This window comes from Herbinix hemicellulosilytica (assembly GCF_002904165.1).
GTDB classification, from domain to species: domain Bacteria; phylum Bacillota; class Clostridia; order Lachnospirales; family Lachnospiraceae; genus Mobilitalea; species Mobilitalea hemicellulosilytica.
Genome location: NZ_CVTD020000008.1, coordinates 377,315 through 401,786, shown reverse-complemented (window position 1 = coordinate 401,786; position 24,472 = coordinate 377,315). Strand labels below are relative to the sequence as shown.

Sequence of the window (24,472 nt, the reverse complement as noted above, 5' to 3'; positions counted from 1 at the left end):
ATTCAAACACTCCTTATCGCTTTATATTTATCATATACAGGCTGTACGATACATTCCGGTACAAACTGTTTAATATCTCCGCCAAAACTTGCTATCTCTCTGACAGTACTGGAACTTAAGTATGAATACTCCAGTCTGGTTGTAAAGAAAACAGTATCTATATCTTCATATAATTTATGATTTGTCTGTGCCAGCTGCAGTTCGTAATCAAAGTCGGTTACAGCCCGAAGGCCTCTGACAATAAATGATGCATTGCACTCTTTTGCGAAATCTACCAATAAGCCGTTAAATGCTTTAACTTTTACGTTAGATTCCAACTTATATTCTTTAATTACTTTTTCAACAAACTCGACCCGTTCTTCAACGGTAAATACCGTTTTTTTGGATATGTTTCTAAGCACCCCAATCACTAATTCATCGACCAGCTTTGAAGCCCTCATAATAATATCCAGATGCCCTAAAGTTATCGGGTCAAAGCTGCCTGGATATATTCCGATTTTCATAGTCTGCTCCATTCGTAAAATTATTTTATCTGTTCCAAAAATACATGCATATTGGTTTTATACTCTTTTTTCTTAAATATTTGAAATTTTGTATCTTTTAAAAATTCAAAATCGGTTTGCCTGGAAGCTTCTACAACAATAATGGTATCACAATAAATAATATTTGAATTTTGCAGGGCAAATATTATATCCCGCTCAAAGTTATTGTTATAAGGCGGATCCATAAATACTATATCAAATACCTTACCCTTAATTTCCAAAGCCCTGATTGCTTCCAGAGCATCCATAGGGAATATTTCGGCTTGAGTTTCCAATTTTGTATTTTTAAGATTTAATTTTATACATTCCAATGCTGCCCTGTTGTTTTCAACAAATGCGGCATATTTGGCTCCTCTCGATAAAGCTTCAATGCCGATAGCACCGCTTCCGGAAAAAAGATCAAGAAAATCTACATCTGCCAAATATGGGTTTAAAATATTAAAAAGAGTCTCTTTTATTTTGTCCGTAGTAGGCCTTGTTTCATAGCCTTCCGGTGCTTTTAGTATTGCTTTTTTTGCTTTACCTGCTATAACTCTCATAAACTTACCCCATTAGTTGAAAAACAACGGTTATAATAAATATTTTATAATATTATATATTTTTGTCAACTTCTTTTAAGCTTAGTTTAGCTTATACTATAATGGTTTTCAAAATTCTTCAGAAAAAGATAAAGCGGCTGATTTACAGCCGCTTTATCTAAATATTATCTGCTAACCGGCAAGATGTTACTGTTGTCCTGCCATCCTCTTTTCAGCGTCTTGGATCATTTTCTTAACCATGTAACCTCCTACAGAACCGTTCTGATAAGAGGTTAAGTCGCCGTTGTAACCCTTCTTCAAAGGAACACCTATTTCATTGGCGACCTCAAACTTAAAGCGTTCCAGTGCTTCACGTGCCTCAGGAATCTCAACTCTGTTTCTTCTTGCCATATAAACTCCTCCAATCTTATCCTGATAGGATAATGTGTTGTTTACATGAACCTGTAACATCTGAAATAATCTTTGAAATTTTATATTTCGCCGAATTATTTCATACGATGTTACGTTCTTAGTATATGCATAATAAGCAATAATACACTAGAACTTTTTGGATAAATGACGAAAAATGGATTTTTTGTTTATAAATTAAATTATTATTTATTTTATTGATTTTTTTGATATTTATTTAAACTGTTCAATATAGAATTTGGAGGAGCTTATATTATATAAATTATCTTTCTGCAATCTTTAATTCCACATTTTGCTCTCTGTCTTTAAGTTTTATATAAGGTTTATGCTTTGAGATACTCTTATATGCAGGACGGATAATCTTGCCACCGTTGTTAAGTTCCTCCAGCCTGTGAGCTATCCAGCCGGATATTCTGGCAACGGCAAATATAGGCGTATATAATTCAACAGGAAGACCAAGCATTCTGTATACAAAACCGCTGTAGAAATCCACATTGGCACTGACACCCTTGTAGATCTTTCTTTCTCTTGCAATAATTTCTGGAGCAAGCCTCTCAACCATTTCATAAAGGGCAAATTCTTCCTGCATATTCTTTTCTTCGGACAAACTCTTAACATATTGCTTTAAAACATTTGCTCTCGGGTCCGATATGGAATATACGGCGTGTCCCATACCGTATATTAATCCAGATTTGTCAAATGCCTTCTTGTTTAATACGTCCGAAAGGTATCTAGCAACCTCTTCCTCATCAGTCCAATCTTTTATATTTTCTTTCAAATCGTCAAACATCTGCATAACCTTAATATTTGCACCGCCATGTCTGGGACCTTTTAACGAACCCAATGAAGCTGCTATGGTTGAATAAGTATCCGTACCTGAAGATGTAACCACATGAGTAGTGAATGTGGAGTTGTTACCGCCGCCATGTTCCGCATGGAGCACTAAAGCAATATCAAGGATCTTAGCTTCCAGCTTGGAATATTGCTTGTTAGAGCGAAGCATATACAAAAGATTTTCCGCGGTAGAAAGTCCTGCTTTCGGAGGATGTATAACCAGACTTTTGCCGAAATGGAAGTGGCGATATGCCTTGTAACCGTAAACAGCTAAAAGGGGAAACAGAGCTATAAGCTGAAGACCTTGTCTTAGTACATTTTCAATAGATATGTCATCGGCTTTTTCATCATAGGAATACAGGGTAAGGACACTTCTTGCGAGAGTATTCATCATATCTTTACTCGGAGCCTTCATTATAACGTCTCTGACAAAGCTCGGCGGAAGGCTGCGGTAATGCTCCAATTGTTGTATAAATTCTTGCAGCTGCTTTTCGGTTGGCAGCTCACCAAACAATAACAGATATGTAACTTCTTCAAATCCGTATCGATCATCTTCGGTAAATCCGGCTATTATTTCTTCAACGTCAATACCCCGGTAATATAGCTTTCCTTCACAGGGTACATATTCACTGTCCACGATGGTATAGGAATGTACCTCACATATATCCGTAAGTCCGGCCAAAACGCCTTTACCGCTGATGTCACGCAATCCTCTTTTTACATCATATTTCTGGTACAATTCCGGATCAATAACGCAATTTCGCTTAACCTTTTCTGCCAGTTCATAAAGTTCCGGTGTTATTTCAGTGTATCTGCTCATACGTTATTCTCCTTTCTAAAAATTATAATAGGGCAATGCAGATAAAAGGTATACAGAATTATCACATAATCTTATCCTTGTTGTAAATTATCTGCTTATGTAAAATAAAACAGGCAGGTGTCGTTTAGGCAGCTGCCCGTTTATTTTACTGTTTTACCTATGTAATTTACTATCACTCTATTACATTAATATAATAAACTTTTATAAATCTATTGTCAATAAATAATAATGAATTAACGGTTGAGATTTATCTTGACAATATATGTTTTGTAATTATATTCATACGAATCGGGATTTTCAAAAACAATATCTCCCATGCTCTTTATTAAATCATGATTAATATAGCCATATTTTTCTTCTTCCAGCGGACCAACGTAAATATAAGAGATATTGTATTTTTGAATAAGCTCTTTTACAAGTCTTTCGTCCTGTGAAGTATAAATCGTTTCAATATCTGCCGCCCGGCTGTTTAGCTGCTCTACAACAAAATCATTCGTACGGTCGGGGCTGGATTTCCAAAGCTGCTCATGAGTATACCAGCCGAAAACCGTAGGAAGGCCTGTTATCACAGAAACTCTTTGATAATCCGTATAACTGTATCCGTTAGCTTCAAGGACAACCGGTGTTCCGGTTACATTTTCATTCAGCCACTTTGTGGCAAGATAATCATCCTTAAAAGCGTCTTTCATAAATATAGTTGCGTCAATTCCTTTATATCCGCTTCTGTCAAATATATTTCCGTACCAGGCTTTTACAGCATTTACGCAATACGGCAGGGTAAGGCTAAATACGATTAAGGATACGGTGGCTATAATTCTTTGGCCAGTTTTCTTTCCGTACCTTATAAGCCTTACAAAAATATAGCCGAAGCAAATACCAAACATAATAAACGCCTGATAAGTCAGCTTAAACATGGTATTGGCTCTTTTATAATCACCGGAGTATATATCTTTGACATATACAACTTCGGGAAGAATAGTAAGTCCTATGGCACATAGACCTATGGTTATGATATACAGATCCGTAGCTGTAAGATAATCCATATAGGTCGAAAGCAAATTTCCTATACTTTCAAACTTTGTTTTTTCTTTCTTTTTTCCCTTTTTATAAAATTTCTTATCCTCAGTATAATCCAGTATGGTTATTATAAAGAAAACCGATACGGTTATAATCGGAAGCCCCCATAAAACCATAAACTGATAAAACGGGGTATGATTTTCCGAAGGCAGGACTGAGGCGGAAATTTTATCAAACTGCAGCGAGAAAGGTAATGAAAAAATTTTGGCAAGTACTATTACGGCTATCCCCTGAAAGCCTGTAAGAAAATAGGCTTTTTTCTTAAAATTGCATATAACCATGTTGGAAAACAGGATTATGGCACCCGAAACAACGTAATATATGGGGTAATCCCAAAAGTTTGTGGTATGAAATAAGCCTATAAAAAAGCCCAATGCTATAATAGTCGGATTAAAAATTTCCTTTGCAGCTATTTTATTATCATTGCTTCGTCTGGTCTGACCGAAAAGCCAGGATAACAACAAGGCAAGTACCGTCAGCACAAATATAATATTTATAACATGGGCATGAAGATCTCCAAGCACAAATGAATAAGAAGGAAATTCATGTATTGTCTTGTCGTTTGTTTCGGGATTATATCCGATATATCTTGTTGCATCAGGAAACCAGTAAAAGTTACTTACATTACTTTGTCCTGAAATCTTCTTAATCGCCGGTATTATGAAACGGTATATGGGATAATGCATATTGCCCGCAACACATACCGCAAGAGCCGCCAGTAAACCGGAAATAACCGCTGATATCTGAGATTTCTTATTTATCAAATAACCGTATTTTATCATAAGATTGTACGCCAGAGAGAAAGGTAAGACAAAGCAAAAAGCTCCGGTCATCATTAACATAAGATTGTATCCGTGCGATACTTCAACAAACGACAGCCTTGTCAGATAGGTTGCCATAAACTGACCGACATAATAATAATTTAAAGTAGTACCGCTAAACCAAAAATCCTGAGGAGGCATATACTCACTTCGCATCATTGTGGTCATAAAACCGTAATCCATAAATTTTTCAGTCCCGTATGCCTCCGGTTTAAAACCCCGTATGTAGGTAAAAAACATAAAAACCGATAAAAACAGCAGTTCCTCCAAAAGAAAGGTTACCAGCTTTTCTTTCTTAAGATAATCATTTAAGAATTTCTCTTCCTGCTTTGATTTTACCCTGGCATACACAAATATAATAATGTTTATAATCAGGCCTATACCCGCAGTTACAATGCAGGAAGCCGTCGTAAACTTCATTATTTTTAATGCCGACAACATCCACATAAGATAACCCGAAAATGCTATTCCGATTGTCTTGGAAAACAGATATCCTTTGTCGTTAAGGCGGGAAAACAGCAAACCGGAAAGGGGTATATAAATTATACCGAGGCAAAACACGGTAAACCACCATTGCAAAAATGGCAACATATCCTCTCCCAGCGGAAATATTTCAGATAAATTGCCCATACTGACACCTCCGGTTTTCAGAATTATTGCGTCATATCCATAACTATCTTTGTTTCCGGACTATAAAAAACTGTCAAAAATCATCCGTTTATTATCTACTGTTAATTATTATTCCGATTAGTTATCATAATCAATTTTATTATGCAATTAATTTATAGTGTTTTTATCCGCCCTAATATTTGTCATATTGTTTCATAACTATTTTTTTATACAGGCTTTTATTTCAGATATTTTCATCCTTAAGCAACCGGTTTATTTCCCTGAAATCACGGATAGCCTGTCTTCCTATCCGGAATATCTTTTTCATATTGATTGAGTTGGTTCCTCCCTGTCTGGGCCTGAAGGTTATGGGCATATACTCAACTTTCAGTTTTTTTCTTGCAAATATTACGGAAATTATGACATTGGTAAGGTTATATCCGTCTGGTATAAGATTTATATACCTGCTTAATGCCTGGGCTTTCATTAACCTGAAAGGGGTATTGGCATCCTTTATCCATACACCAAAACATACAAACAAGATAAATTTAAGGACTTTGGTTACAAAAATCCTTGAGATACCGTCCTGCCTGTTTTTTCTGTGACCGATTACCATATCGGCCATTTCTCTTTTATCCCAAAAAGGCCAGAATTCCGAAGATAATGTCTGACCGTCGGAATCGGTCTGAAATATAAAATCTGCCCCTTGTTCCAATGCATATTTATATCCATATAATATCGTTGATCCATGTCCCCCGTTCGGTTTAGTAAGCGGTACCAAGGCCTCCAGTTTTTCCGCAGCCTGCTTAATTAGTGTATATGTAGCATCCTTGCTTCCGTCATCCACAATAACCAGCCTGCTGCCGTTTCCTATTTTTTCGACTATAGGATACCAGTCTTTTATTACCGCCTCTATATTCTCTTCTTCATTGTAGGCAGGTATAACTATATATAACTTCCCCATCCTTCTCCTCCTTATGTAACAGGTTATCCCTTAAAGGGATAACCGGACAAACCAATTAAAAATAACCCCTTATTATTTTAACTGATTAAATACGTCCAAAGCCCTTCTTACCACTCCGTCCATATTGTAATAACGATATTCAGCAAGCCTTCCGAGGAATATTACATTGGTTTCTTTCTTCATTTCTTCCTGATAAAGAGCAAACTGCTCCTTGTTTTCCTTTGTAGGGAAAGGATAATAAGGTTCTCCTTCCGAGCAGGGGAATTCCTTGCATATGGTGGTCTTATGGTGCTTCTGCCAGGTGAGCTTCTTAAATTCGGTTATTCTGGTATAATCATAATCGTTGGGGTAATTTACGACCGGAGCTTCCTGGAATTCCTCCATATCATAGGTTTCAAACTGGAAGCGGATACTGCGGTAAGCCAATTTACCGTATTTGTAATTATAAAATTCATCCGTAGCCCCGGTATAAATAAGGGTTTCGTACTCAATCTGGTCTATAATCTCTTTGTAATCGGTATTCAAAAGAATTTTTATATTTTTGCTTGCCGCCATATTCTCACACATTTTGGTATAACCGTGTTTGGGCATTCCCTGATACTTGTCCGCAAAATATCTGGTATCACGGTTCAGACGAATCGGTATTCTTGAAATTACCGACGTATCCAGTTCTGCCGGATCGACACCCCATTGTTTCTTTGTATAATTTTCAAATATCTTTTCATAAATGTCCCGGCCTACCTTACTTAAAGCCACATCCCTGCTGGTTTTAACTTCCTTTATATCTTCCGCTTGTTCTTTTAAAAACTCTTCCACCTGGAAGCAATTTAAATTCAGGTTATACAGCTTATTGATGGTTTCAACCGAAATAGGCATGGGGATCAGGTTTCCGTCCACATAGGTAAGTACACGGTGCCAGAAATCATTCCATTCGGTAAACTGGGACAAATACATATAAACTTCCCTGTCATTGGTATGGAAAATATGAGGCCCGTAATTATGAATCAGGATTCCGTCTTTGTTGTATGAGTCATATACATTCCCGCCAATATGGTTTCTTTTTTCAATTACAAGTACTTTTTCCCCAAGTACATTTGCAATTCTTTCAGCCAGTGTAAGCCCTGCCAGGCCCGCTCCTACGATAACATACTTAAATTTCATCTATTCATCCTCTTTTCTTTATATTTTTTATTAGCCTAATCGCTGTTTTTTATCCTTTAAATTTATTGGACCTTAAAACTTATTTTCTTTGTTTAATATTATCTGTGCAAACCTTTTTAACTATTATCCTTTCGGATATTTATAAGAGTTTTAGGATTTTATTATCCTTGATAAGTTTTGATTCCGGTTTTGGTTTCTTAAAATATACCCGGTTTTATATTTTTTGATCATGTTTGCTTTTTTTATTCACAAATTTATATTATAAAAGCAAACTTGTTTTATATCAATTAACGGCTTTATCAAATATCTTTTTTTCTGTGTCAAAAACAGAATACTTCCATTCACCGTCACCGGCTTCATATACACATTCGTAAGTTCTCCTGATATTATCTTCGTTTAAATCGTATTTTTCACTAATCCTGTTGGCATATTCCACAACTATAAAACGAATATTATTTTCTTCAACTAGCATATCAAGCTCTGCCGGAGTCTTTGCTTCATACATCCTCTTAACCATGATATCACGGTAATCCGTGTCATATCCGGCAGACCAGGCATAGTACTGATGCCCTTGAAAAAGCATTGCTCCCCCGAATACCAGCTGGTTTATGGTATAGGGGTCCGTAAGAAAAATATCCTTGGAATTGCTGCTTCTCCTTACAAACTCTGTTAGGGGATCATCCATATTCAGAATGATTTTATCCATATTCGAATTTTTTCGTATAACCGTAATAAAATCATAGATGCCCGTTATTGTCAGTAAAAAAATCAGCAATCCTGCAGCTATGCGCCATGTATTTTCCTTTTTGTCAAACATTTTTACAATAATATGAGCGGCAAAAATGCCAACCAAAATGCAGCTCATCATTATATATTTATGGTTAACTGTTACGTCAACCGTAAGTGATACGGTAAAAGCAAAGACAAAGGGTGCTAAAAAAGCAAGTATTATATACCTTTCCACCCATTTGGCAAATAAAAATGCGGCAAATATTACAAAAGGCAGAACGCCCAAAAGCCTGTCAATATAGGATAAGACTCCAAACAAGGTCCTTTTTTCAGAAATAAAGCCAAATAACAGTTTTGGAGCCACAGCCGGGCCGGAAATAAAATATTTTGTCTGCAGTACCGAAAGCAATACGGTAATCACAGCCGTTATTAAAAATTCCAGTCGTCTTTTTGAGAATATTGCAGTCACAAACAGGACCAATAGGCATCCTATAACCACAGAGCCATGGAAAAAAGACAGGCTGCCGAGCAAAATTCCCAAAGCAGCAGGATATCTTGCGTCTTTAATCTCCCATGCCTCTTTTGATAGAAAAATTCTTTTAATCGTTAGCCTGTTACCGTCATTATACATATCATACAGACGGGGAAGAAACAATATCAGTACAAAAAACATGGCACTAAGGCCAAATGCTAAATGCCGCTGATTACAGTATACATTCAGATTCCACAAACCCCAGTCCTCATGGGTTGTATCTCCTATAAACTCCGTATTTTCCCACAAGGCTTTTAAAATACTCTTATCCTCAGGGATTTTTGAAAGAAAAATAAACAAGGCTTTGGAGCTTCTGAAAGCAAAAAACAAACAAGCAAGAACACCCGCCGATATTCTTCCAGTAATCTTAAGGGCAAGCACATATAAAAGCATAAAAGCACATATAAAACTTATCATACTGGGAATGTTAAAGGCATAATCTATCCTCATTCCCAAAAACTCCAGATTGCCCGCCAAAAACTGAAACATAAAATGGTACTTTATATCTTCTCCGGCATAATGAGAATAAGAGGTTGGAAAATTATTTCCATAGGAGAAGGATCTTATCATCCCTATATGGGGTGAAAAATCACTGAACACTGTCACCCCTATATTAAGCTTTCCGCCTTTTGCATAAAAAGTGGACCACATTAAAATAAAGGCCAAAATAAAAACAAAACCAAAAAGAACAAATTCACCAATTTGTATTTTAAAATTTTTGCACAAAAAACTGCCTTTTTTCTCTTCTTGCTTTCTTATTTTCTTATCGTAATAAGCTAACGAAAAAAAACATAAAGCTGCCGGCAAAATTATGGCATTAGCCACAGTAATGGGTGATTCTGCTTTGGAGGCAAATGAGGCAACAATATAAACGGACCAGGTTGTTGCCAACACTCCTGTTATAAACCAGGCCGGAAGAAGAAGTATATAAGGGCTTAAGCTTAAGTTTTTATTGTCATACGTACTTTCGGCATAAGAAGCCAAATCGGGAAAGGCATATGAACAGATGCCCCAGCCTACGCCTAAGCAAAGAATAAGATATAACAAGCCTAACATTTATCGTCACCGCCCTTATAAAACTCCGATATAAGATATCTGGGCCTTGCTTTAACCTCCTTGTATATTTTGGATATATATATGCCTATTATCCCCAGGCTGGTCATAATGGCACTGCCTATTATAAGTTGAAGCAGTATAACGGTGGTAAAGCCTTCGCTTGCCTTTCCTGTAAATTTCACTATTAATGTTTGAATCCCCAGGATAACGGAACCAATAAACATAATAATTCCAAGCAAAGTTATACAATGAAGGGGTACCGAAGTATATGAAGTTATGGCATTAAGAGCCAGTCTTAAAAGCCTAAGTAAAGACCACTTTGTGGTACCGTTTACTCTCTCAGCCACATCAAATTCTATTTCTTTTCTTTCAAATCCAAGCCAGGCGGACATACCCCGAAAGAAAATAGCCCGCTCAGGCAGTTTCTTCCACGCTTCAACTACTTTTCTGTCTAAAAGTTTAAAGTCGGACGCCTGTCCCAAATGTATATCCGACGATTTATAAATGATATAGTAAAAAAACCTGGCACATAATTTATAAACAAAGTTTTCTTTTCCCCTGGAATGTTTAATTCCTTCAACCACATCGTAACCTTCCGCCCAGGCATCGACCATCTTTGGTATAAGTTCCGGCGGATGCTGTAAATCAGCATCCATGACCAAAACCATATCACCACCGGCATATTCCAAGCCGGCACAAATGGCCGATTCCTTACCGAAATTTCTGCTAAGACGTATGGCGGTCATACAGTCACTACTGCCTGCCAGACTTTTCAGTTCAGACCAGGTATTGTCCTTTGAGCCGTCATCAACCAAAATAAACTCATAAAATATCCCATGTTCAAGCAGGACTTGTTCAATAACTTTGACAGAGCTTTTTATATGGTTTCCTTCCTGATAAACGGGAATAACAACCGACAGCAATGCCTTTTTGCTTCTTGTCAGGACGGCCGGTTTATCTACTGTAACCATCGGATACCTCTTTTCATTTTCAACACTAAAACAACAGATATATTTCAAACCAAAATTTTAAAAATGCCACACTGCATTAGATTTTTATTGTAGCAGGCATATGATGTGACATGAACCGAATAATATTTATAATAATAAGTATACCATAAAATTTATGGAATATAAAGGTAGCAACTTTGATTACAATGTCGAACTTCTCTGATACAGTATCTTGTCTTCTAAAAAGGGATTTTCCTCGAATATTTCCTGTGCTTCCTCATCAGTTATTTTTCTTGCTGCCTCAGCCGCAATCTTTAAAATAGCGGCATCCGTATATATATTTCCCAGCTTAAATTCCAGATCTCCGCTTTGGCGTATACCGAACAGGTCCCCGGGCCCTCTAAGTTTTAAATCTTCTTCGGCTATATAAAAACCGTCATTGGATTTATTAAGTATTTCCAACCGTTCTTTCGCTTCCCGGCTTTGGGTACCGCACACGAATATGCAATAAGACTGATGTTCGCCGCGGCCTACTCTTCCCCGCAGCTGATGAAGCTGGGCAAGACCAAACCGTTCGGCATTTTCCACCATCATAACAGTGGCATTGGGTACATTTACCCCAACTTCTACTACCGTAGTAGATACTAAAACCTGTATATCTCCTTGCGCAAATCTTTCCATAATATCATTCTTTTCTTTTGCTTTCATCTTGCCATGGAGATACTCAACCTTTATATGGGCAGGAAGAGCTTCTTTAAGCTGTTGGGTATAGTCAATTACATTTTCCGCTTCTATAAGCTCATTTTCCTCTACCATGGGGCATATTACATAAGCCTGTCTGCCCATGGCTACCTGCTTTTCTATAAAGCGGTAAGCCGCAGGCCTATAATCGGTACCGACAACACAGTTTTTTATCGGAAGCCTTTGTGCCGGAAGTTCATCTATGACGGAAATATCCAGGTCACCGTATAAAATTAGGGCCAAAGTTCTGGGAATAGGAGTCGCACTCATAACCAGTACATGGGGTTTGCCTCCCTTAGTCATTAACTCTTCCCTTTGCCTTACCCCAAAACGGTGCTGTTCGTCGGTTATAACCAGAGCCAGATTGTCATAAACCACCTTCTCCTGAATAAGAGCATGGGTACCGACAACCACATCAACCATATGATTTTTTATAAGATCATAAGCATCCCGTTTTTCTTTGGCGGTCATAGAACCGGTAAGCAGGCAAATCGAAACCCCATAGTTTGTCAGAAGTCCACAAAGAGATTTATAATGCTGTTTTGCCAGCACTTCCGTAGGAACCATTAAACAGGCCTGATAGCCGTTTTTAGCCGCCATAAGCAGGGCCAAAACAGCAAGTATGGTCTTTCCTGAACCCACATCTCCCTGTATAAGGCGGTTCATAATACGGTCTGAAGTCAAGTCTTTTTTTACATCCTCCCACGCAGATAACTGAGCCGAAGTCAAACTATAGGGTAAATTCTTTATCAAATCATCACATTCGGGCTTTATACGCATAGGATATTCGGTTTTGGAAAAATCTTTACTGCTTTTTAATCTCCGTAAAGCCAGCGAATATAAGAAAAATTCGTCAAAAACCAAGCGTTCTCTGGCTTTTATCATGCTAGCCCTGTCCTTTGGAAAATGTATCTCTTTCAAAGCTTTTGTCCTATCCATTAATGAATATTCTCTGGCTATTTTCTTCGGAATATAATCTTTGGCAAACTGAAGCTCATTATGTATCTGGCGGACAGCCTTTATAATAAGATTGTTTGTGATGCCTTCGGTTAACGGGTAAATTGGCTGAAGCACTTTTAAAAGCCTATAATACTCATCCTTATTAAAATATATCTTAGGCTGTTCCATTACCAGTCTGCCGTATTTTACTTTTACCTTCCCCCGAAACAAATAACGGCTTCCCATACGAAGTTTATTCATCAAATAAGGCATATTAAACCAAGTCACAGACAAGGTCCCTGTATGATCCCTAACTTCGGCATTCAATATCTGCAGGTTACGTACCTTTTTACTGCTTGGGCTTTTTACCAATGATGCCTCTATCGTAACCGTATCTCCTTCCGTAATTTGAGATATACAAACAGGCATTCCAAATTCTTCATACCCTCTGGGATAATGCTCAAGTAGGTCCTGTATGGTTTCGATACCGATTCTTTGGAAAGCCTTTTTGGTTTTTTCTCCTATTCCTTTTAAAACATCTATACTGTCGTTGTACCTCATTTTTTCACTCCGAAAATTAATTTACTTTTATTTATTATAATCCATTATGACGATTTATAAAAGGGATTACAACAGCGGCTGATAATCCTACTCTATTGATTTATGATAATTATTAAATTATGCAAAATATCCTCATAAGTAGGCATTCCAAACACAAATATGCTTTGTTAAGACTATATCTCCTATAATAAAAATTAAAATTATATCAAATAAGTATTGACAATTTTATAATGATTGCGTATTATTGTATTAAGATATTAATACAATAATACACTAATACAATAGTACAAAACATACCCGATAACAGTCGGTCAGTTATGAAAGGAGCTGTAAGGATGCAATGGGACTTAAACAGTGATAAACCTGTTTATCTCCAATTGGTGGAACAAATCCAGGCAGGAATCATATCCGGCAAATACCGACCCGGAGATAAGCTTCCCTCGGTCAGAGAAATGGCAGCCCAGGCTATGGTTAATCCCAATACCATGCAAAGAGCCATGTCGGAACTGGAACGGGAAGGACTTGTTTATGCTAACCGTACTGCCGGCAGGTTCATAACCTCAGATGAAGAACTAATAAGGCAATTAAAAAAACGTTATATTACACAAATTATAAATGATTTTTTGGAAAAAACCGGCCAACTGGGTTTGGACACTGACGAAATAATTTCGTTGATTAATGAAATAGCAAAGAATAAAAATAAAGGCGTATAACGGGAAAGGAGTAAGACATGAGCGTTATATTGGAATGCAATTCTTTAACAAAAAAATTCGGTTCTGTCACTGCCTTGAATAATATTAATCTCAATCTGGAACGGGGCAAAATCATCGGTTTACTGGGCCCCAACGGCAGCGGCAAAACTACTTTGATTAAGCTGATTAACGGACTTTTGGTCCCTACATCAGGAACCATCAGGATAGCAGGTAAAGCCCCCGGAGTGGAAAGCAAAAAAATCGTATCTTACCTTCCTGAAAGAACATATTTGCCGGATTGGTTAAAAGTTTCTCAGGCAATCGATTTTTTCAAAGATTTTTATGAGGATTTTGATGTGAATAAGGCTTACGATATGTTAAAAAGACTTAACCTTGACCCGAGTAAGACATTAAAATCCTTATCCAAAGGAACAAAAGAAAAAATACAGCTCATTCTGGTAATGAGCCGAAATGCCGATTTATATTGTCTTGACGAACCGATAGGCGGTGTGGACCCTGCTGCCAGAGATTATATTTTAAATACCATTATTACCAATTATAACGAAAATGCCACGGTTATTATATCCACTCATTTGATATCGGATATAGAGAATGTTCTTGATGAAGCAATATTTATCAAGGAAGGTAATTTGCACCTGCATTCGTCTGTTGATGAAATCAGGGAAAAAGAAGGCAAATCCATAGATGCACTGTTCAGGGAGGTATTTAGATGCTAAAAAAATTAATCAAACATGAATTAGTCGCAACAGGAAGAGTTTTATTGCCCATATATGGAATTACTATTATCCTCTCCTTTGTAAACCGTTTGTTAATTAATGTCAACTGGGATAATACTGCCTTTAGAATAATAGGCACTATAATGAGGATTTCTTATATTTTTGCCATAACAGCAACCTTTTTTGTAACCTTTGTACTTATAATTTTGCGGTTTTATAAGAACCTTATGTCTGACGAAGGTTATCTGATGTTTACCTTGCCTGTAAAGCCATATCAGCTGATAAACTCAAAGTTAATATCATCAGTTTTATGGATGATTGTAAGCGTAATAGTTGTAATAGCTTCTTTGTTAATTCTTTTGCTTAATGCCGAGCGGGCCCTTATGTTAAAAGATACGTGGATTGGTATTATCACAAGCTTGAAATCATTTTTTGGCGGAAAATACATTTTACTGATTATTGAAATCATATTGGCAACGATAATAAGCCTGATACAACAAATTCTGCTTATATATGTATCTGTTGCAATAGGCCACTTATTCACCGGACATAAAGTAATGGGAGCTTTTGCATCCTATATTGTCATTAATACAGTTATTCAAACTATTTCACTGTTTGTTGTGTTTAGCCTATCTTATTTTTCAAGGATACCTATTGAAGAATTTGAAAATCTGCCCCATGCAATATGCCTTATAATAATTGTTTTAGGAGCAGTTTACAGCATATTTTATTATATTATAACCAATTATATATTCAGCAAAAAACTTAATCTTGAATAGCTTATAAAAAATCTGCTGCCTTGCATATATACGGCCTTAGGTCGGATGCGATGCAGCAGTTTTTTAGATTATATAATTATAGATTACTTTATTATTTCCTATCTTAATCTTCTGTCTTCAAAACGGCTCAATTGCTTAAGGCAATAAATCAGTTCCTGTAACCTTTGCTCCAGAGGCCCTTCATTAACTGTGCAATCCAAAGATGCTGCCATATTATTTATAAGCCTGTCATCCATAGCTTTTATGTGGGTAGTTACAATCTCCAGCTTCTTAGAATATGACTTGGCATCAAGAAAACTCAGTAAAACTTCATTCATTTTTTCATCAGTATATTCAATGGTTTCCGTTTCATTAATTTTTTCATTATTTATTTCCAAAGCATTTTCATTCTTACCGGTTTTTAACGGATCTTCATCGTCTACGTTGCATAAAGATACTTTTTCAGGCTCTTTTATACCGGTACTTTTTTCTTTAGACTCCTGCTGAAATTCACTTAAAAATTTCGAAACCGGAAGTACATAAGTTTTAAAATCGCCAAATAAAGCCTGATAAATCACCATACTTTCACATGTCTCTTTATGTATTCCGATTGTTATAACCTGATAAGGCTTGTCCTTTGTCAGATAAAAAATCTCTCCCGGTCCTGGTAATTTGCTCATCCTGCCCCTCCTTTTGCCTTTAATCTCAAATCATATAAAAAATACACAGATAGATATAAAAGTGGTCCTTATGCGACCACTTTTTAAGCTTTCTCATCTGTATATTTTTCGTCGGAATCCTTAAAAATTTAGTGATTTTATTTAAATTATTACTCTACCGAAAGGATGTAATAGTAAATCGGTTGTCCGCCATAATGAACTTCCACATCCAAATCAGGATATAGGTTCATCAACTCGTCACCGACACTGTTGGCATCCTCCTCGGAAACTTCTTCACCATAATAGAGGCTGATAAGCTCCGAGTCTTCATCTACGAGATTTTTTACCAGTTCAATGGTAGTTGTCTTTATGTCATCGCTAACGGCCAGTATGGTCTTGTCACCAAGTCCCATAATGTTGCCCTGCTTAATTTCCTTGCCGTCAATAACCGTATCTCTGATTGCATAAGTAACCTGGCCTGATTTTACTTTATTCATTTCCGCAATCATTCTTTCGGCATTTTCTTCAGGAGATTTGTCATATACATAATTAATTATCGCAGTAATTCCTTGAGGTACAGTCTTGGAAGGAATTACAATAATATTTTTATCTTCCGTCAATTGCTTAGCCTGTTCCGCAGCAAGAATTATGTTGCTGTTATTAGGTAATATAAAAATAGTATCCGCATTCACTTCATCAATGGCATTGAGCATATCTTCGGTGCTGGGGTTCATGGTCTGACCGCCTTCTATGATGTAATCTACCCCAAGTCCGGTAAAGATTTCACCCAGTCCTTCACCCATAGAAACTGCAATAAAGCCAGCTTCCTTTCTGGGCTGATTATTTGCAGGTTTCTTGGGTTTATCACCGGATGCCGCTATATTTTGGGCATCTTTTATAACTATCTCATTATGCTGCTCACGCATATTATCAATCTTAATATTTGTCAGCGATCCATACGTCAGACCCTTCTGTATAGCCAACCCGGGGTCGTTCGTATGTACGTGTACCTTAATGATGTCATCATCAGACACGACAACAATAGAATCCCCGATAGATTCAAGATAATTTTTGAATTCTATTTCAGTACTTAATGAGTATTCCTTTTCAAGCTTTACAATAAATTCGGTACAATATCCGAATTTTATATCTTCGGTTGATATTCCTTCCATCTTTGCGGAAGAAAGAGAAGCTCCATCCTGTTTTACAGACACCGGTGATATTTCTTTTCCAAGTAAAGCATCATAAGCTCCCTTTACAATTTCAACAAGTCCCTGTCCACCGGAATCTACTACACCGGCTTCTTTTAGCACAGGAAGCATCTCCGGAGTCTGTGCCAAAACTTCCTCCATATGGGAAATTATTTCTTTACCGAAATAAACCAAATCATCCGTTTCAAGAGCTAATTGGGCTGCTTTTTCAGCCGCACATCTGGCAACCGTCAATATAGTTCCTTCTTTGGGTTTCATAACTGCCCTGTATGCTGTTTCTACCGCTTTATTAAAGGCGTTGGCCATTATGGTGACATTAAGTTCATTATAGTCTTTAATCTCTTTGGTAAATCCTCGGAATAATTGAGACAGAATTACGCCGGAATTTCCTCTGGCACCGCGAAGAGAACCGCTTGAGATGGCCTTTGCCAGTTCTTCGATTGAGGGATCATTAAGACTGTTTACTTCCTTCACTGCGGACATGATAGTCAGGGTCATATTTGTACCGGTATCTCCGTCAGGTACCGGGAACACGTTAAGCTCATTAATAAATTCTTTTTTGGCTTCTATACTCGCAGCTCCGGCAAGAAACATTTTCTTAAATGTTTTTGCATCTATAGTTTTAACAATCACAGATTTTTCCTCCTTAATCACCGTAATTCCCAGCGTCAGTCAATTACTCTGACTCCTTCGACAAAAATGTTGATCTTCTTGACCTCAAGCCCCGAGAATTCTTCTACATTATACTTGACATTACTGATCAAATTATCGGCAACCGCAGAAATACTAACACCATAGGAGACGATAATATGCAGGTCAATCGTGATTTTGTTATCTTCGACTGTTACATTCACTCCATGACTCAAATTATCCTTTTTCAGTAACTTTACTATGCCGTCCTTCATGTTAATTGAAGCCATTCCGACAACGCCAAAGCATTCTATGGCTGCAGCCCCGGCATATTTCGCCAACACTTCATTATCAATCGTAATTTCCCCGATTCCGGTATTCAAATGTCCTTTCATATTAACCTCCTTTTCTGCGCTGCGTTTTTCTATGTTTATTTTATCAATTATCTCCATTTATCGATAGTATAGCCAAATTTTATTCAATCATGACAAAACTGTACATTTCATATATTTAAAAATGAGATATCCTAACGGTTCTCTGCATATTATATATTACTATAAAACAATTCGGAAGTGCATAATATGAAGAGAATGATAGGATTTATCCTATTTTGGATTGCCATCGGTATGACAATCATGCTTTTTATTACCAACGGTATATTGGCTATATGTATTATAATACTTTGCTTGCTGCTTGGGTATAATTTGTTTTGTAATTAACAAATTCTTCAAACTAAAAAGCGGGTGCCAAGACCCCCTGACACCCATTCTTTATTTATGCGCGCTCAACTTTTCCGGATTTAAGACAGGAAGTACAAACATACATTTTTCTTACTGCCCCGTTAACTTTAACCCTAACAGATCTAATGTTGGCTTTCCACATCCTATTAGTTCTTCTATGAGAATGACTCACAGCGATTCCAAAGTGAGCACCTTTATCGCAAATCGCACATTTTGCCATATGAAAGCACCTCCTTAAGGTAAATTTAGAACCGTTATGGACTTACAAACACATTTATTCTATCAGAATATACCTTATATTGCAAGTAAATTTTTCTTGTATAAATTTTCATCCGCCATTTATCACCATAATTTTACTTGCAATTCAAAAGTTTTCCTATTTGAGATTCCCCTATAACACTTATACCGTTTTTCATAAGCAATTCTGCCGTTATACCGTTGCCTTCAACCAAAGTCCCCGAAAAAGTTCCGTCATAAATCTTACCAATGCCACAGGAAGGGCTTTTCTCCTTTAATATTGCATATTTGCAATCATACATTTTGGCTATCTTTAAGGCTTTTTCTGCCCCTCTTTGAAAATATGCGGTAACATCCTGTCCTTCTTTATTTATAACCTTATCTCCCACTTTTTCTGCAGGGCTTCTTGGCGTACCCAGTCCTCCGAGTAATTCCGGGCATATTGGGATTAAATTATATTTTTCCTTCAGCTCGTCCAAACGGTCCAGGTGAATGCTTTTACCGTCATATCTGCAGCCTGCCCCCATAAAGCAGGCACTGATTAATACATTTTCTTTTTTATTCATTTTCGGTCTCTTCGGTACAATTACTTACGGCTTCTTTTATTTTCTCATCCATATTGTCATTCTTTTTCTTTGGACCGACAAATTTATTAATAACATCCGGAACCATATCAAGCAGCTTGCTTACACTGTCCTTTTCTCTAACATTAACCACTTTGGATGATCCGTTTTGTATTACAAGGACGGCGCTGGGCGTTATTTTACCTCCTAAACCTCCGCCCGCGTTGTTTTTCTTGTCCCCGGCAAATGCTCCTGCACCCACACCAAAAGTCACTTCGATCAGAGGCAAGATAATTGTTCCGTCATCAAATCTGACCGCATCCCCTACTACTGTTTTTGTGGTTAAAAAGCTGTCCATACCTTTAAATAATGATTCTACCGTTGCATTGAAATTGTTATCAGCCATTATAACGCCTCCTTTAATAGTTGATAGTTCCTCTTTAATTCCTTGAATCTCTTGTCTAACAAGAATTTAATGACTATAAACGCAACCGTCCCCAGCCTAATTCTTCCTTTTGCATAATGAGTTCCTTCAAAAACCTTGTTTTCAAAATCAGGTGTGATATTTAAATCATTTCCATAAAAACCGTATAAAATACCGAACAAACCTAAAATTTGCCCTGTACTGCAGGGGTCACCCGTACCAAATACCAGCCTTGATTTCAGTTTTGTCGGTTTTATGTGCCTTAATAATTTTTTGATACAGTCATAAGTAAAACGAAAACCTTCTTTGTTCACTTCATCAGTGAGAAAATCATATATCAGGCTGATTTTATGTTTTATGCTTCTTAGCTTTTCTATTAAAGTCTTTATCCTGTCGATAATACGCTCATAAATTTCAACAATCCGGGATTTAATCTTTATAAACAGCCTTTTAAACTTCTCTATGGAAATTTTTCTATATTTATTTTTCGTATCAGCTTTAGTTTCTGATTCATATTTTTCATAGGAACCATCTTTATAATCAGATTCAATTTTTATCAGAGATGCTTCATCTCTATCCCGGAAGTTACATACATCATTCGAATCCCTGTCTGTATCGCCCGTATCCTTGTTAGCTGAGTGCTCATTTTTATACGGCATATCATTGTCTTTGAACGGTACTTTATTCTCTGCTGTATTTTCTTTTGGTGAACTTATATGCCCGGTCTTATAAAATTCTTTATAAGAGTCGTCATTCATGTCAGCATCCTTATGATGTTCTGTTTCATCATTTTTTATTATATTATCTTTCTTAAATCCTAAAGATTTATGACTGTCAAATACCAATATTCCGAATATCTTTACAAGTATCCTCCAATTATTTTCCGTGTGCTTTATTCTTGCATGGATTATATGAAAAAACCAGCTTATAACCGCATTTAATTCCACGCTTTCACCGTGGTTTGCATTAATCTTATACCTGACAGGAACAAAAAGTACAGCCAAAAAAACAATAAGAAGTATACCTATTACCGCTAAAATAACAAACCCGATTAATTTGAGTATAAATAAAAGAACGGATATCATAGTTTATCCATCAACCGCCTATCTTATAACTGCATTTGCATTCTCATTATACATTAGGAATACTTCTTATGTAAAAGGCTTGGTTAATAAAGCCAATTACCAAGCAAATAAACATTTAGACAAAATAATCTCTTACGTTAAAAGAACCGGTATTGTTATATATTTCCATAATCATGTCCTGCACAAGGCTTATTGCCTCATCCCTGCCTTTGGCTAAACCTACAATTTTAATTTCAGTTTTCTGATAATGAGGAAATAAAAGCTCATTGGCATTCATGATATCAAAAAGATTACCGGGGTGTGATGCCAAAGCTATGCAAAAGACATCGTAAGTTATCCTTCTATTATTTATAGAAGCAATAGTTTTGTCCTTTTTTTTCAAAAGTCTATCGCCGATATATAATTTTGATGCCCATTGTACCATTGGGATAACCCTCCAGCTATATATTATTCCACAAATTACCACCGGTAAACAATTTAGGCTTTAAATCAGCTGATAATCCATAATCTCATTTAATATTTCGATACAGGCATACTTTTCTGCCATATCGGTACACTTACTTAACGAATAAATAACATAATTCATAACTTCGGTATGGTTATTGAAAAATACCGGAAGTTTGTTTATTGTGTTTGCCATTATGGCTCTCATAATCATTCGGTCACAGGTCTGAAATTTACCTGACAAATCTTCTATCAGCCTGTCGACTTCCTTTTGACATCTTTCTTTTCCGATTTTATCAGTACTTTTGCTCTTGTGAAGATCTATAAACAGGCTGTCTGAAAGCAGGTCTTTGCTTAGAAGCAGGGAATTAAAAAGTTCATAATCCGCTGTATCTTCCACCCGTTTTTTGTGATGTTCACTTAAATGAAAGAGGGCGTCTTCCAGACTTAATAAATCAAATTCGGTTTCTTCCTGAAAACCTTCCAAAATTTTAAATTTGTCTACAACTTCCTGTGATATCTCGTCCTGAGTATTTTTATAATATTCCGTGTTGATTTCCCTTATTATATAAAATGCTGCCTCTTTAAGCTCCTTTTCCTCAGAGGTATCCCCTTTAAAAGGATCGCAGACCAAAAGGGCATACAGGTCGTTTACCAATTCTGTTAAACTATAGTATGCCGTAGTTGCTGTTTCAAGGAATTTTACCGCTTCAGATATAAGATTAATAGCTCTTTCATATTCCTCTTTTGTAATGTTTTTAAAATCAATCTTTTCTAAATTTTCTTTCTTTTCCCACAAATCCGGATAAATATTTTCAATATCCTTTACACTATCAAGTAAAGCTGAACTTCTTATCATATAAAGATATATTTCAAAACTGTCCTGTGAAGCACCGATAAGTTCCTTAAAGCCGTCTTTCAGATATTCAAAGTATTTTTGCTTTGTGATACGAACCGGAAGCTGACCTATTACTTCTTTTATCAATTCATTGACCATAACACTATCATTAGATTCGAAAATAAATCGTAAAATCTTTCTTGCCAATTCTTCGTCATCTTCCAGTTCTTTTACATCCTTGAATCTGTATTCTACCCGGTTTAAAGCATATTCATATATCTCAAACAAGTCTGTGTAATAGGTTAGGCAGTTCATCCTGGCTATAATACCGCTCCTGATTTCATCAGTCTCCTGTATAAAGTCTTTATTTTCACTTCTTTGACTGTCATTTACAAGCTGTGAAATAATCCTGTTAACTTTCTCAAAATACTCTTTAAGCTGACTGTCCCATAACCGGCTATCATCACAATACATTTCATAGAAGGTAAAATAATGCAAAGCCAGCCTGAATAATGCCGACGTATAATACTTATCTGCTGTTAAATCTAAAAATACCGGAATATTTTCCTTTAAATTTTTATTGTTAATTATCTCTTTATACATGCTTTTAAGTCTTTTATTCATATATACCTTCCTGACATAAGATTTTAGTCTGATTTGCTAAAGCCTTTATAAATCAAAATTATACTATTGTTTTTTCACATGCTCATGAGTAAACAAATGCTCCATGCAATATTCATAATTACCGTCACACTTTGAGCAAAATCTGAATTCCAGATCATCGTCATCAAGTTCAGTCCTTCCGCAAACAGCACATTTATGCCTGGTTATTACAGTCTGACGGCCTGTAGAATTATATCGTAGTCCTTCTTTAACCTGTCTGCGGAAATTAGCTTTACGCTCCAGCTCCCGAGGCGATATTCTTCTGTAATTTCTGGTTCCTAAAAAGAAAATAATAAAGTTTAACAGGGATACAACAATCGGAATTATCCCCAGGTAGAATCCGACCCTTATTAACTTGTATATTTCATAAATATAAAATGCTCCGTTAAACCATGCCAGATACTTTGCCTTTATCGGTATGATAAAATACAGTAAAAACTGCATATTCGGATAAGTAGCGGCAAAAGCGAAAAACATGGAGCTGTATATAATATCAAGGGGTGAATAAACAACCATCAAAAAATTCCCAAGAATGTTTAACCTGAATATTCCGTAAACTATAAAAGCTGCCAATATATTAAAAATAACCGCACTAAAGAAATATAAGTTTAATTTAAATGTTCCCCATGCATTTTCCAAGGCATTACCTATCATATAGAAGACATAAGCCTTTAAAAATACAAAGAAAATATCTCCGAACCTATTGTAGGGTATTAAAAATGTTACCAGTCTCCAGACTTGTCCTTTTAATACCTGATCCACTTCCAGCCCCAGAAATAAATATGCATATGGGCTTGCTGAGAATATCAAAATTCCGACTGCATATAGTAAAATGACATATTTCATAAGATTCGGAACTGCGTATCTTCCAAATTTTCTTTCAAGCCGCTGTAAAAATCTCATATTAACACCTGTGCCTTTCAATTAATTACAAGAACTTTTATATACTAAAATCTAATATAAACTTAATAAAAATACGTATCTTCCGATTTAGAATATCAATTTTTATTATATGTTTTTCTATATCCTTTGTCAAACAAAAAAGGGATTATAAAAGAGGTGCTCTGAATTGGCACCTCTGTATATAAGGATTATGAATATATTTTAATATAAGTCTATTAATTATTCACTATCTTCCCAAACAGGCACATTAATGGTTGTTCCGGGCATCAAAACGATGGAATTTATATCGTTTGCTTCCATTAAGTCAGCCAGATTTATCCCATTTTTTTCAACTATGCTTCCTAAGGTATCCCCCTCTTCCACTATATACGTGGTATAATTAGTATATCTATTGTGCGGAACGCAAGGCAAACAGATTATATCCCCTATTTTAAGGTTATATACATTAACGAAGGGATTTGCCATAATAATAGCATTCAGATCCACGTTGTATCTTCGGCTAATTGAGTATAAAGTATCTCCTTTTTTTATTTCATAATATATGCAGAACAATTCAGCCTCATCCCCACTTTAAGCAACTTACTGTTTTGATTACTTCTATTATA

24 protein-coding genes are annotated in these 24,472 nt (G+C 36.3%); 3 read left to right on the top strand and 21 right to left on the bottom strand.

Going from position 1 to position 24,472, the window contains the following annotated elements:
* Positions 1-2: 2 nt before the first annotated feature.
* The 10 genes from coaD to recG form a co-directional block, all read right to left on the bottom strand.
* A complete protein-coding gene (coaD, locus tag HHT355_RS02800; protein ID WP_103201926.1) occupies positions 3-503 on the bottom strand; it encodes a pantetheine-phosphate adenylyltransferase in 501 nt (166 codons plus the stop codon).
* Between the two features lie 20 nt (positions 504-523).
* Positions 524-1,081 (bottom strand): 16S rRNA (guanine(966)-N(2))-methyltransferase RsmD, encoded by a 558-nt coding sequence (gene rsmD / locus HHT355_RS02795; protein ID WP_103201925.1) that lies wholly within the window; start codon positions 1,079-1,081, stop codon positions 524-526.
* A 186-nt stretch (positions 1,082-1,267) separates the two neighbouring features.
* Positions 1,268-1,471, bottom strand: a complete 204-nt coding sequence (locus tag HHT355_RS02790; RefSeq protein ID WP_103201924.1) for an alpha/beta-type small acid-soluble spore protein — start codon at positions 1,469-1,471, stop codon at positions 1,268-1,270.
* Between the two features lie 280 nt (positions 1,472-1,751).
* Positions 1,752-3,143 carry a citrate/2-methylcitrate synthase gene (locus HHT355_RS02785; RefSeq protein WP_103201923.1) on the bottom strand — a complete coding sequence of 464 codons (1,392 nt, stop codon included), beginning with the start codon at positions 3,141-3,143 and terminating at the stop codon, positions 1,752-1,754.
* 233 nt (positions 3,144-3,376) lie between these two features.
* A complete protein-coding gene (locus HHT355_RS02780) occupies positions 3,377-5,671 on the bottom strand; it encodes a DUF2298 domain-containing protein (RefSeq protein ID WP_103201922.1) in 2,295 nt (764 codons plus the stop codon).
* Positions 5,672-5,894: 223 nt separating this feature from the next.
* Positions 5,895-6,614, bottom strand: coding sequence for a glycosyltransferase family 2 protein (locus tag HHT355_RS02775; RefSeq protein ID WP_103201921.1), 720 nt, complete (start codon positions 6,612-6,614; stop codon positions 5,895-5,897).
* A 72-nt stretch (positions 6,615-6,686) separates the two neighbouring features.
* Entirely contained in the window at positions 6,687-7,775 is a 1,089-nt protein-coding gene (gene glf, locus HHT355_RS02770) for a UDP-galactopyranose mutase (RefSeq protein WP_103201920.1), read from the bottom strand.
* Positions 7,776-8,058: 283 nt separating this feature from the next.
* Positions 8,059-10,092 carry a hypothetical protein gene (locus HHT355_RS02765; RefSeq protein WP_103201919.1) on the bottom strand — a complete coding sequence of 678 codons (2,034 nt, stop codon included), beginning with the start codon at positions 10,090-10,092 and terminating at the stop codon, positions 8,059-8,061.
* Positions 10,086-11,063, bottom strand: a complete 978-nt coding sequence (locus HHT355_RS02760; RefSeq protein ID WP_242967504.1) for a glycosyltransferase family 2 protein — start codon at positions 11,061-11,063, stop codon at positions 10,086-10,088. Before HHT355_RS02760 ends, HHT355_RS02765 begins: the two co-directional genes overlap by 7 nt.
* Positions 11,064-11,243: 180 nt before the next feature.
* Positions 11,244-13,283 (bottom strand): ATP-dependent DNA helicase RecG, encoded by a 2,040-nt coding sequence (gene recG / locus HHT355_RS02755; protein WP_103201918.1) that lies wholly within the window; start codon positions 13,281-13,283, stop codon positions 11,244-11,246.
* A gap of 335 nt (positions 13,284-13,618) precedes the next feature.
* On the opposite strand from recG, the gene HHT355_RS02750 reads away from it, so the two are divergent.
* The 3 genes from HHT355_RS02750 to HHT355_RS02740 are packed head-to-tail and all read left to right on the top strand — an operon-like array spanning position 13,619 to position 15,491.
* A complete protein-coding gene (locus tag HHT355_RS02750) occupies positions 13,619-13,996 on the top strand; it encodes a GntR family transcriptional regulator (protein ID WP_103201917.1) in 378 nt (125 codons plus the stop codon).
* A gap of 17 nt (positions 13,997-14,013) precedes the next feature.
* The gene (locus HHT355_RS02745; RefSeq protein WP_103201916.1) at positions 14,014-14,712 is read left to right on the top strand and encodes an ABC transporter ATP-binding protein; all 699 of its coding nucleotides are present in this window, start codon (positions 14,014-14,016) and stop codon (positions 14,710-14,712) included.
* Positions 14,706-15,491 (top strand): ABC-2 transporter permease, encoded by a 786-nt coding sequence (locus HHT355_RS02740; protein WP_103201915.1) that lies wholly within the window; start codon positions 14,706-14,708, stop codon positions 15,489-15,491. Before HHT355_RS02745 ends, HHT355_RS02740 begins: the two co-directional genes overlap by 7 nt.
* Positions 15,492-15,589: 98 nt before the next feature.
* Here the strand turns inward: HHT355_RS02740 and HHT355_RS02735 are convergent, their stop codons facing one another.
* From HHT355_RS02735 to HHT355_RS02685, 11 genes are all read right to left on the bottom strand, one after another.
* Positions 15,590-16,150 carry a DUF1653 domain-containing protein gene (locus HHT355_RS02735; RefSeq protein WP_103201914.1) on the bottom strand — a complete coding sequence of 187 codons (561 nt, stop codon included), beginning with the start codon at positions 16,148-16,150 and terminating at the stop codon, positions 15,590-15,592.
* A 149-nt stretch (positions 16,151-16,299) separates the two neighbouring features.
* The gene (locus HHT355_RS02730) at positions 16,300-17,973 is read right to left on the bottom strand and encodes a DAK2 domain-containing protein (RefSeq protein ID WP_103201913.1); all 1,674 of its coding nucleotides are present in this window, start codon (positions 17,971-17,973) and stop codon (positions 16,300-16,302) included.
* Positions 17,974-18,008: 35 nt separating this feature from the next.
* Positions 18,009-18,365, bottom strand: coding sequence for an Asp23/Gls24 family envelope stress response protein (locus HHT355_RS02725; protein WP_103201912.1), 357 nt, complete (start codon positions 18,363-18,365; stop codon positions 18,009-18,011).
* A gap of 379 nt (positions 18,366-18,744) precedes the next feature.
* Positions 18,745-18,930, bottom strand: a complete 186-nt coding sequence (gene rpmB / locus HHT355_RS02720) for a 50S ribosomal protein L28 (protein WP_103201911.1) — start codon at positions 18,928-18,930, stop codon at positions 18,745-18,747.
* 133 nt (positions 18,931-19,063) lie between these two features.
* The gene (locus HHT355_RS02715; protein WP_103201910.1) at positions 19,064-19,513 is read right to left on the bottom strand and encodes a DUF523 domain-containing protein; all 450 of its coding nucleotides are present in this window, start codon (positions 19,511-19,513) and stop codon (positions 19,064-19,066) included.
* A complete protein-coding gene (locus tag HHT355_RS02710) occupies positions 19,506-19,916 on the bottom strand; it encodes a GerW family sporulation protein (protein WP_103201909.1) in 411 nt (136 codons plus the stop codon). The genes HHT355_RS02715 and HHT355_RS02710 overlap by 8 nt, the downstream gene beginning before the upstream one ends.
* Positions 19,916-21,019 (bottom strand): DUF2953 domain-containing protein, encoded by a 1,104-nt coding sequence (locus HHT355_RS02705; RefSeq protein WP_103201908.1) that lies wholly within the window; start codon positions 21,017-21,019, stop codon positions 19,916-19,918. The genes HHT355_RS02710 and HHT355_RS02705 overlap by 1 nt, the downstream gene beginning before the upstream one ends.
* A gap of 115 nt (positions 21,020-21,134) precedes the next feature.
* The gene (locus tag HHT355_RS02700; protein WP_103201907.1) at positions 21,135-21,443 is read right to left on the bottom strand and encodes a hypothetical protein; all 309 of its coding nucleotides are present in this window, start codon (positions 21,441-21,443) and stop codon (positions 21,135-21,137) included.
* A gap of 60 nt (positions 21,444-21,503) precedes the next feature.
* Entirely contained in the window at positions 21,504-22,925 is a 1,422-nt protein-coding gene (locus HHT355_RS02695) for a hypothetical protein (protein WP_103201906.1), read from the bottom strand.
* 63 nt (positions 22,926-22,988) lie between these two features.
* Positions 22,989-23,867, bottom strand: a complete 879-nt coding sequence (locus tag HHT355_RS02690) for a hypothetical protein (RefSeq protein WP_103201905.1) — start codon at positions 23,865-23,867, stop codon at positions 22,989-22,991.
* A gap of 219 nt (positions 23,868-24,086) precedes the next feature.
* A complete protein-coding gene (locus HHT355_RS02685) occupies positions 24,087-24,353 on the bottom strand; it encodes a LysM peptidoglycan-binding domain-containing protein (RefSeq protein WP_242967497.1) in 267 nt (88 codons plus the stop codon).
* Between the last annotated feature and the right edge of the window lie 119 nt (positions 24,354-24,472).

Bases quoted from the DNA above. Each gene is read 5' to 3' on its own strand.
- HHT355_RS02775 (WP_103201921.1), bottom strand. From the start codon at position 6,614: ATGGGGAAGTTATATATAGTTATACCTGCCTACAATGAAGAAGAGAAT.
- HHT355_RS02760 (WP_242967504.1), bottom strand. From the start codon at position 11,063: ATGGTTACAGTAGATAAACCGGCCGTCCTGACAAGAAGCAAAAAGGCA.
- HHT355_RS02745 (WP_103201916.1), top strand. From the start codon at position 14,014: ATGAGCGTTATATTGGAATGCAATTCTTTAACAAAAAAATTCGGTTCT.
- HHT355_RS02790 (WP_103201924.1), bottom strand. From the start codon at position 1,471: ATGGCAAGAAGAAACAGAGTTGAGATTCCTGAGGCACGTGAAGCACTG.
- HHT355_RS02690 (WP_103201905.1), bottom strand. From the start codon at position 23,867: ATGAGATTTTTACAGCGGCTTGAAAGAAAATTTGGAAGATACGCAGTT.
- HHT355_RS02750 (WP_103201917.1), top strand. From the start codon at position 13,619: ATGCAATGGGACTTAAACAGTGATAAACCTGTTTATCTCCAATTGGTG.
- HHT355_RS02780 (WP_103201922.1), bottom strand. From the start codon at position 5,671: ATGGGCAATTTATCTGAAATATTTCCGCTGGGAGAGGATATGTTGCCA.
- HHT355_RS02710 (WP_103201909.1), bottom strand. From the start codon at position 19,916: ATGGCTGATAACAATTTCAATGCAACGGTAGAATCATTATTTAAAGGT.
- HHT355_RS02735 (WP_103201914.1), bottom strand. From the start codon at position 16,150: ATGAGCAAATTACCAGGACCGGGAGAGATTTTTTATCTGACAAAGGAC.
- HHT355_RS02765 (WP_103201919.1), bottom strand. From the start codon at position 10,092: ATGTTAGGCTTGTTATATCTTATTCTTTGCTTAGGCGTAGGCTGGGGC.
- rpmB (WP_103201911.1), bottom strand. From the start codon at position 18,930: ATGGCAAAATGTGCGATTTGCGATAAAGGTGCTCACTTTGGAATCGCT.
- HHT355_RS02700 (WP_103201907.1), bottom strand. From the start codon at position 21,443: ATGGTACAATGGGCATCAAAATTATATATCGGCGATAGACTTTTGAAA.
- coaD (WP_103201926.1), bottom strand. From the start codon at position 503: ATGAAAATCGGAATATATCCAGGCAGCTTTGACCCGATAACTTTAGGG.
- glf (WP_103201920.1), bottom strand. From the start codon at position 7,775: ATGAAATTTAAGTATGTTATCGTAGGAGCGGGCCTGGCAGGGCTTACA.
- HHT355_RS02785 (WP_103201923.1), bottom strand. From the start codon at position 3,143: ATGAGCAGATACACTGAAATAACACCGGAACTTTATGAACTGGCAGAA.
- recG (WP_103201918.1), bottom strand. From the start codon at position 13,283: ATGAGGTACAACGACAGTATAGATGTTTTAAAAGGAATAGGAGAAAAA.
- HHT355_RS02705 (WP_103201908.1), bottom strand. From the start codon at position 21,019: ATGATATCCGTTCTTTTATTTATACTCAAATTAATCGGGTTTGTTATT.
- HHT355_RS02695 (WP_103201906.1), bottom strand. From the start codon at position 22,925: ATGAATAAAAGACTTAAAAGCATGTATAAAGAGATAATTAACAATAAA.
- HHT355_RS02725 (WP_103201912.1), bottom strand. From the start codon at position 18,365: ATGAAAGGACATTTGAATACCGGAATCGGGGAAATTACGATTGATAAT.
- HHT355_RS02740 (WP_103201915.1), top strand. From the start codon at position 14,706: ATGCTAAAAAAATTAATCAAACATGAATTAGTCGCAACAGGAAGAGTT.
- HHT355_RS02715 (WP_103201910.1), bottom strand. From the start codon at position 19,513: ATGAATAAAAAAGAAAATGTATTAATCAGTGCCTGCTTTATGGGGGCA.
- rsmD (WP_103201925.1), bottom strand. From the start codon at position 1,081: ATGAGAGTTATAGCAGGTAAAGCAAAAAAAGCAATACTAAAAGCACCG.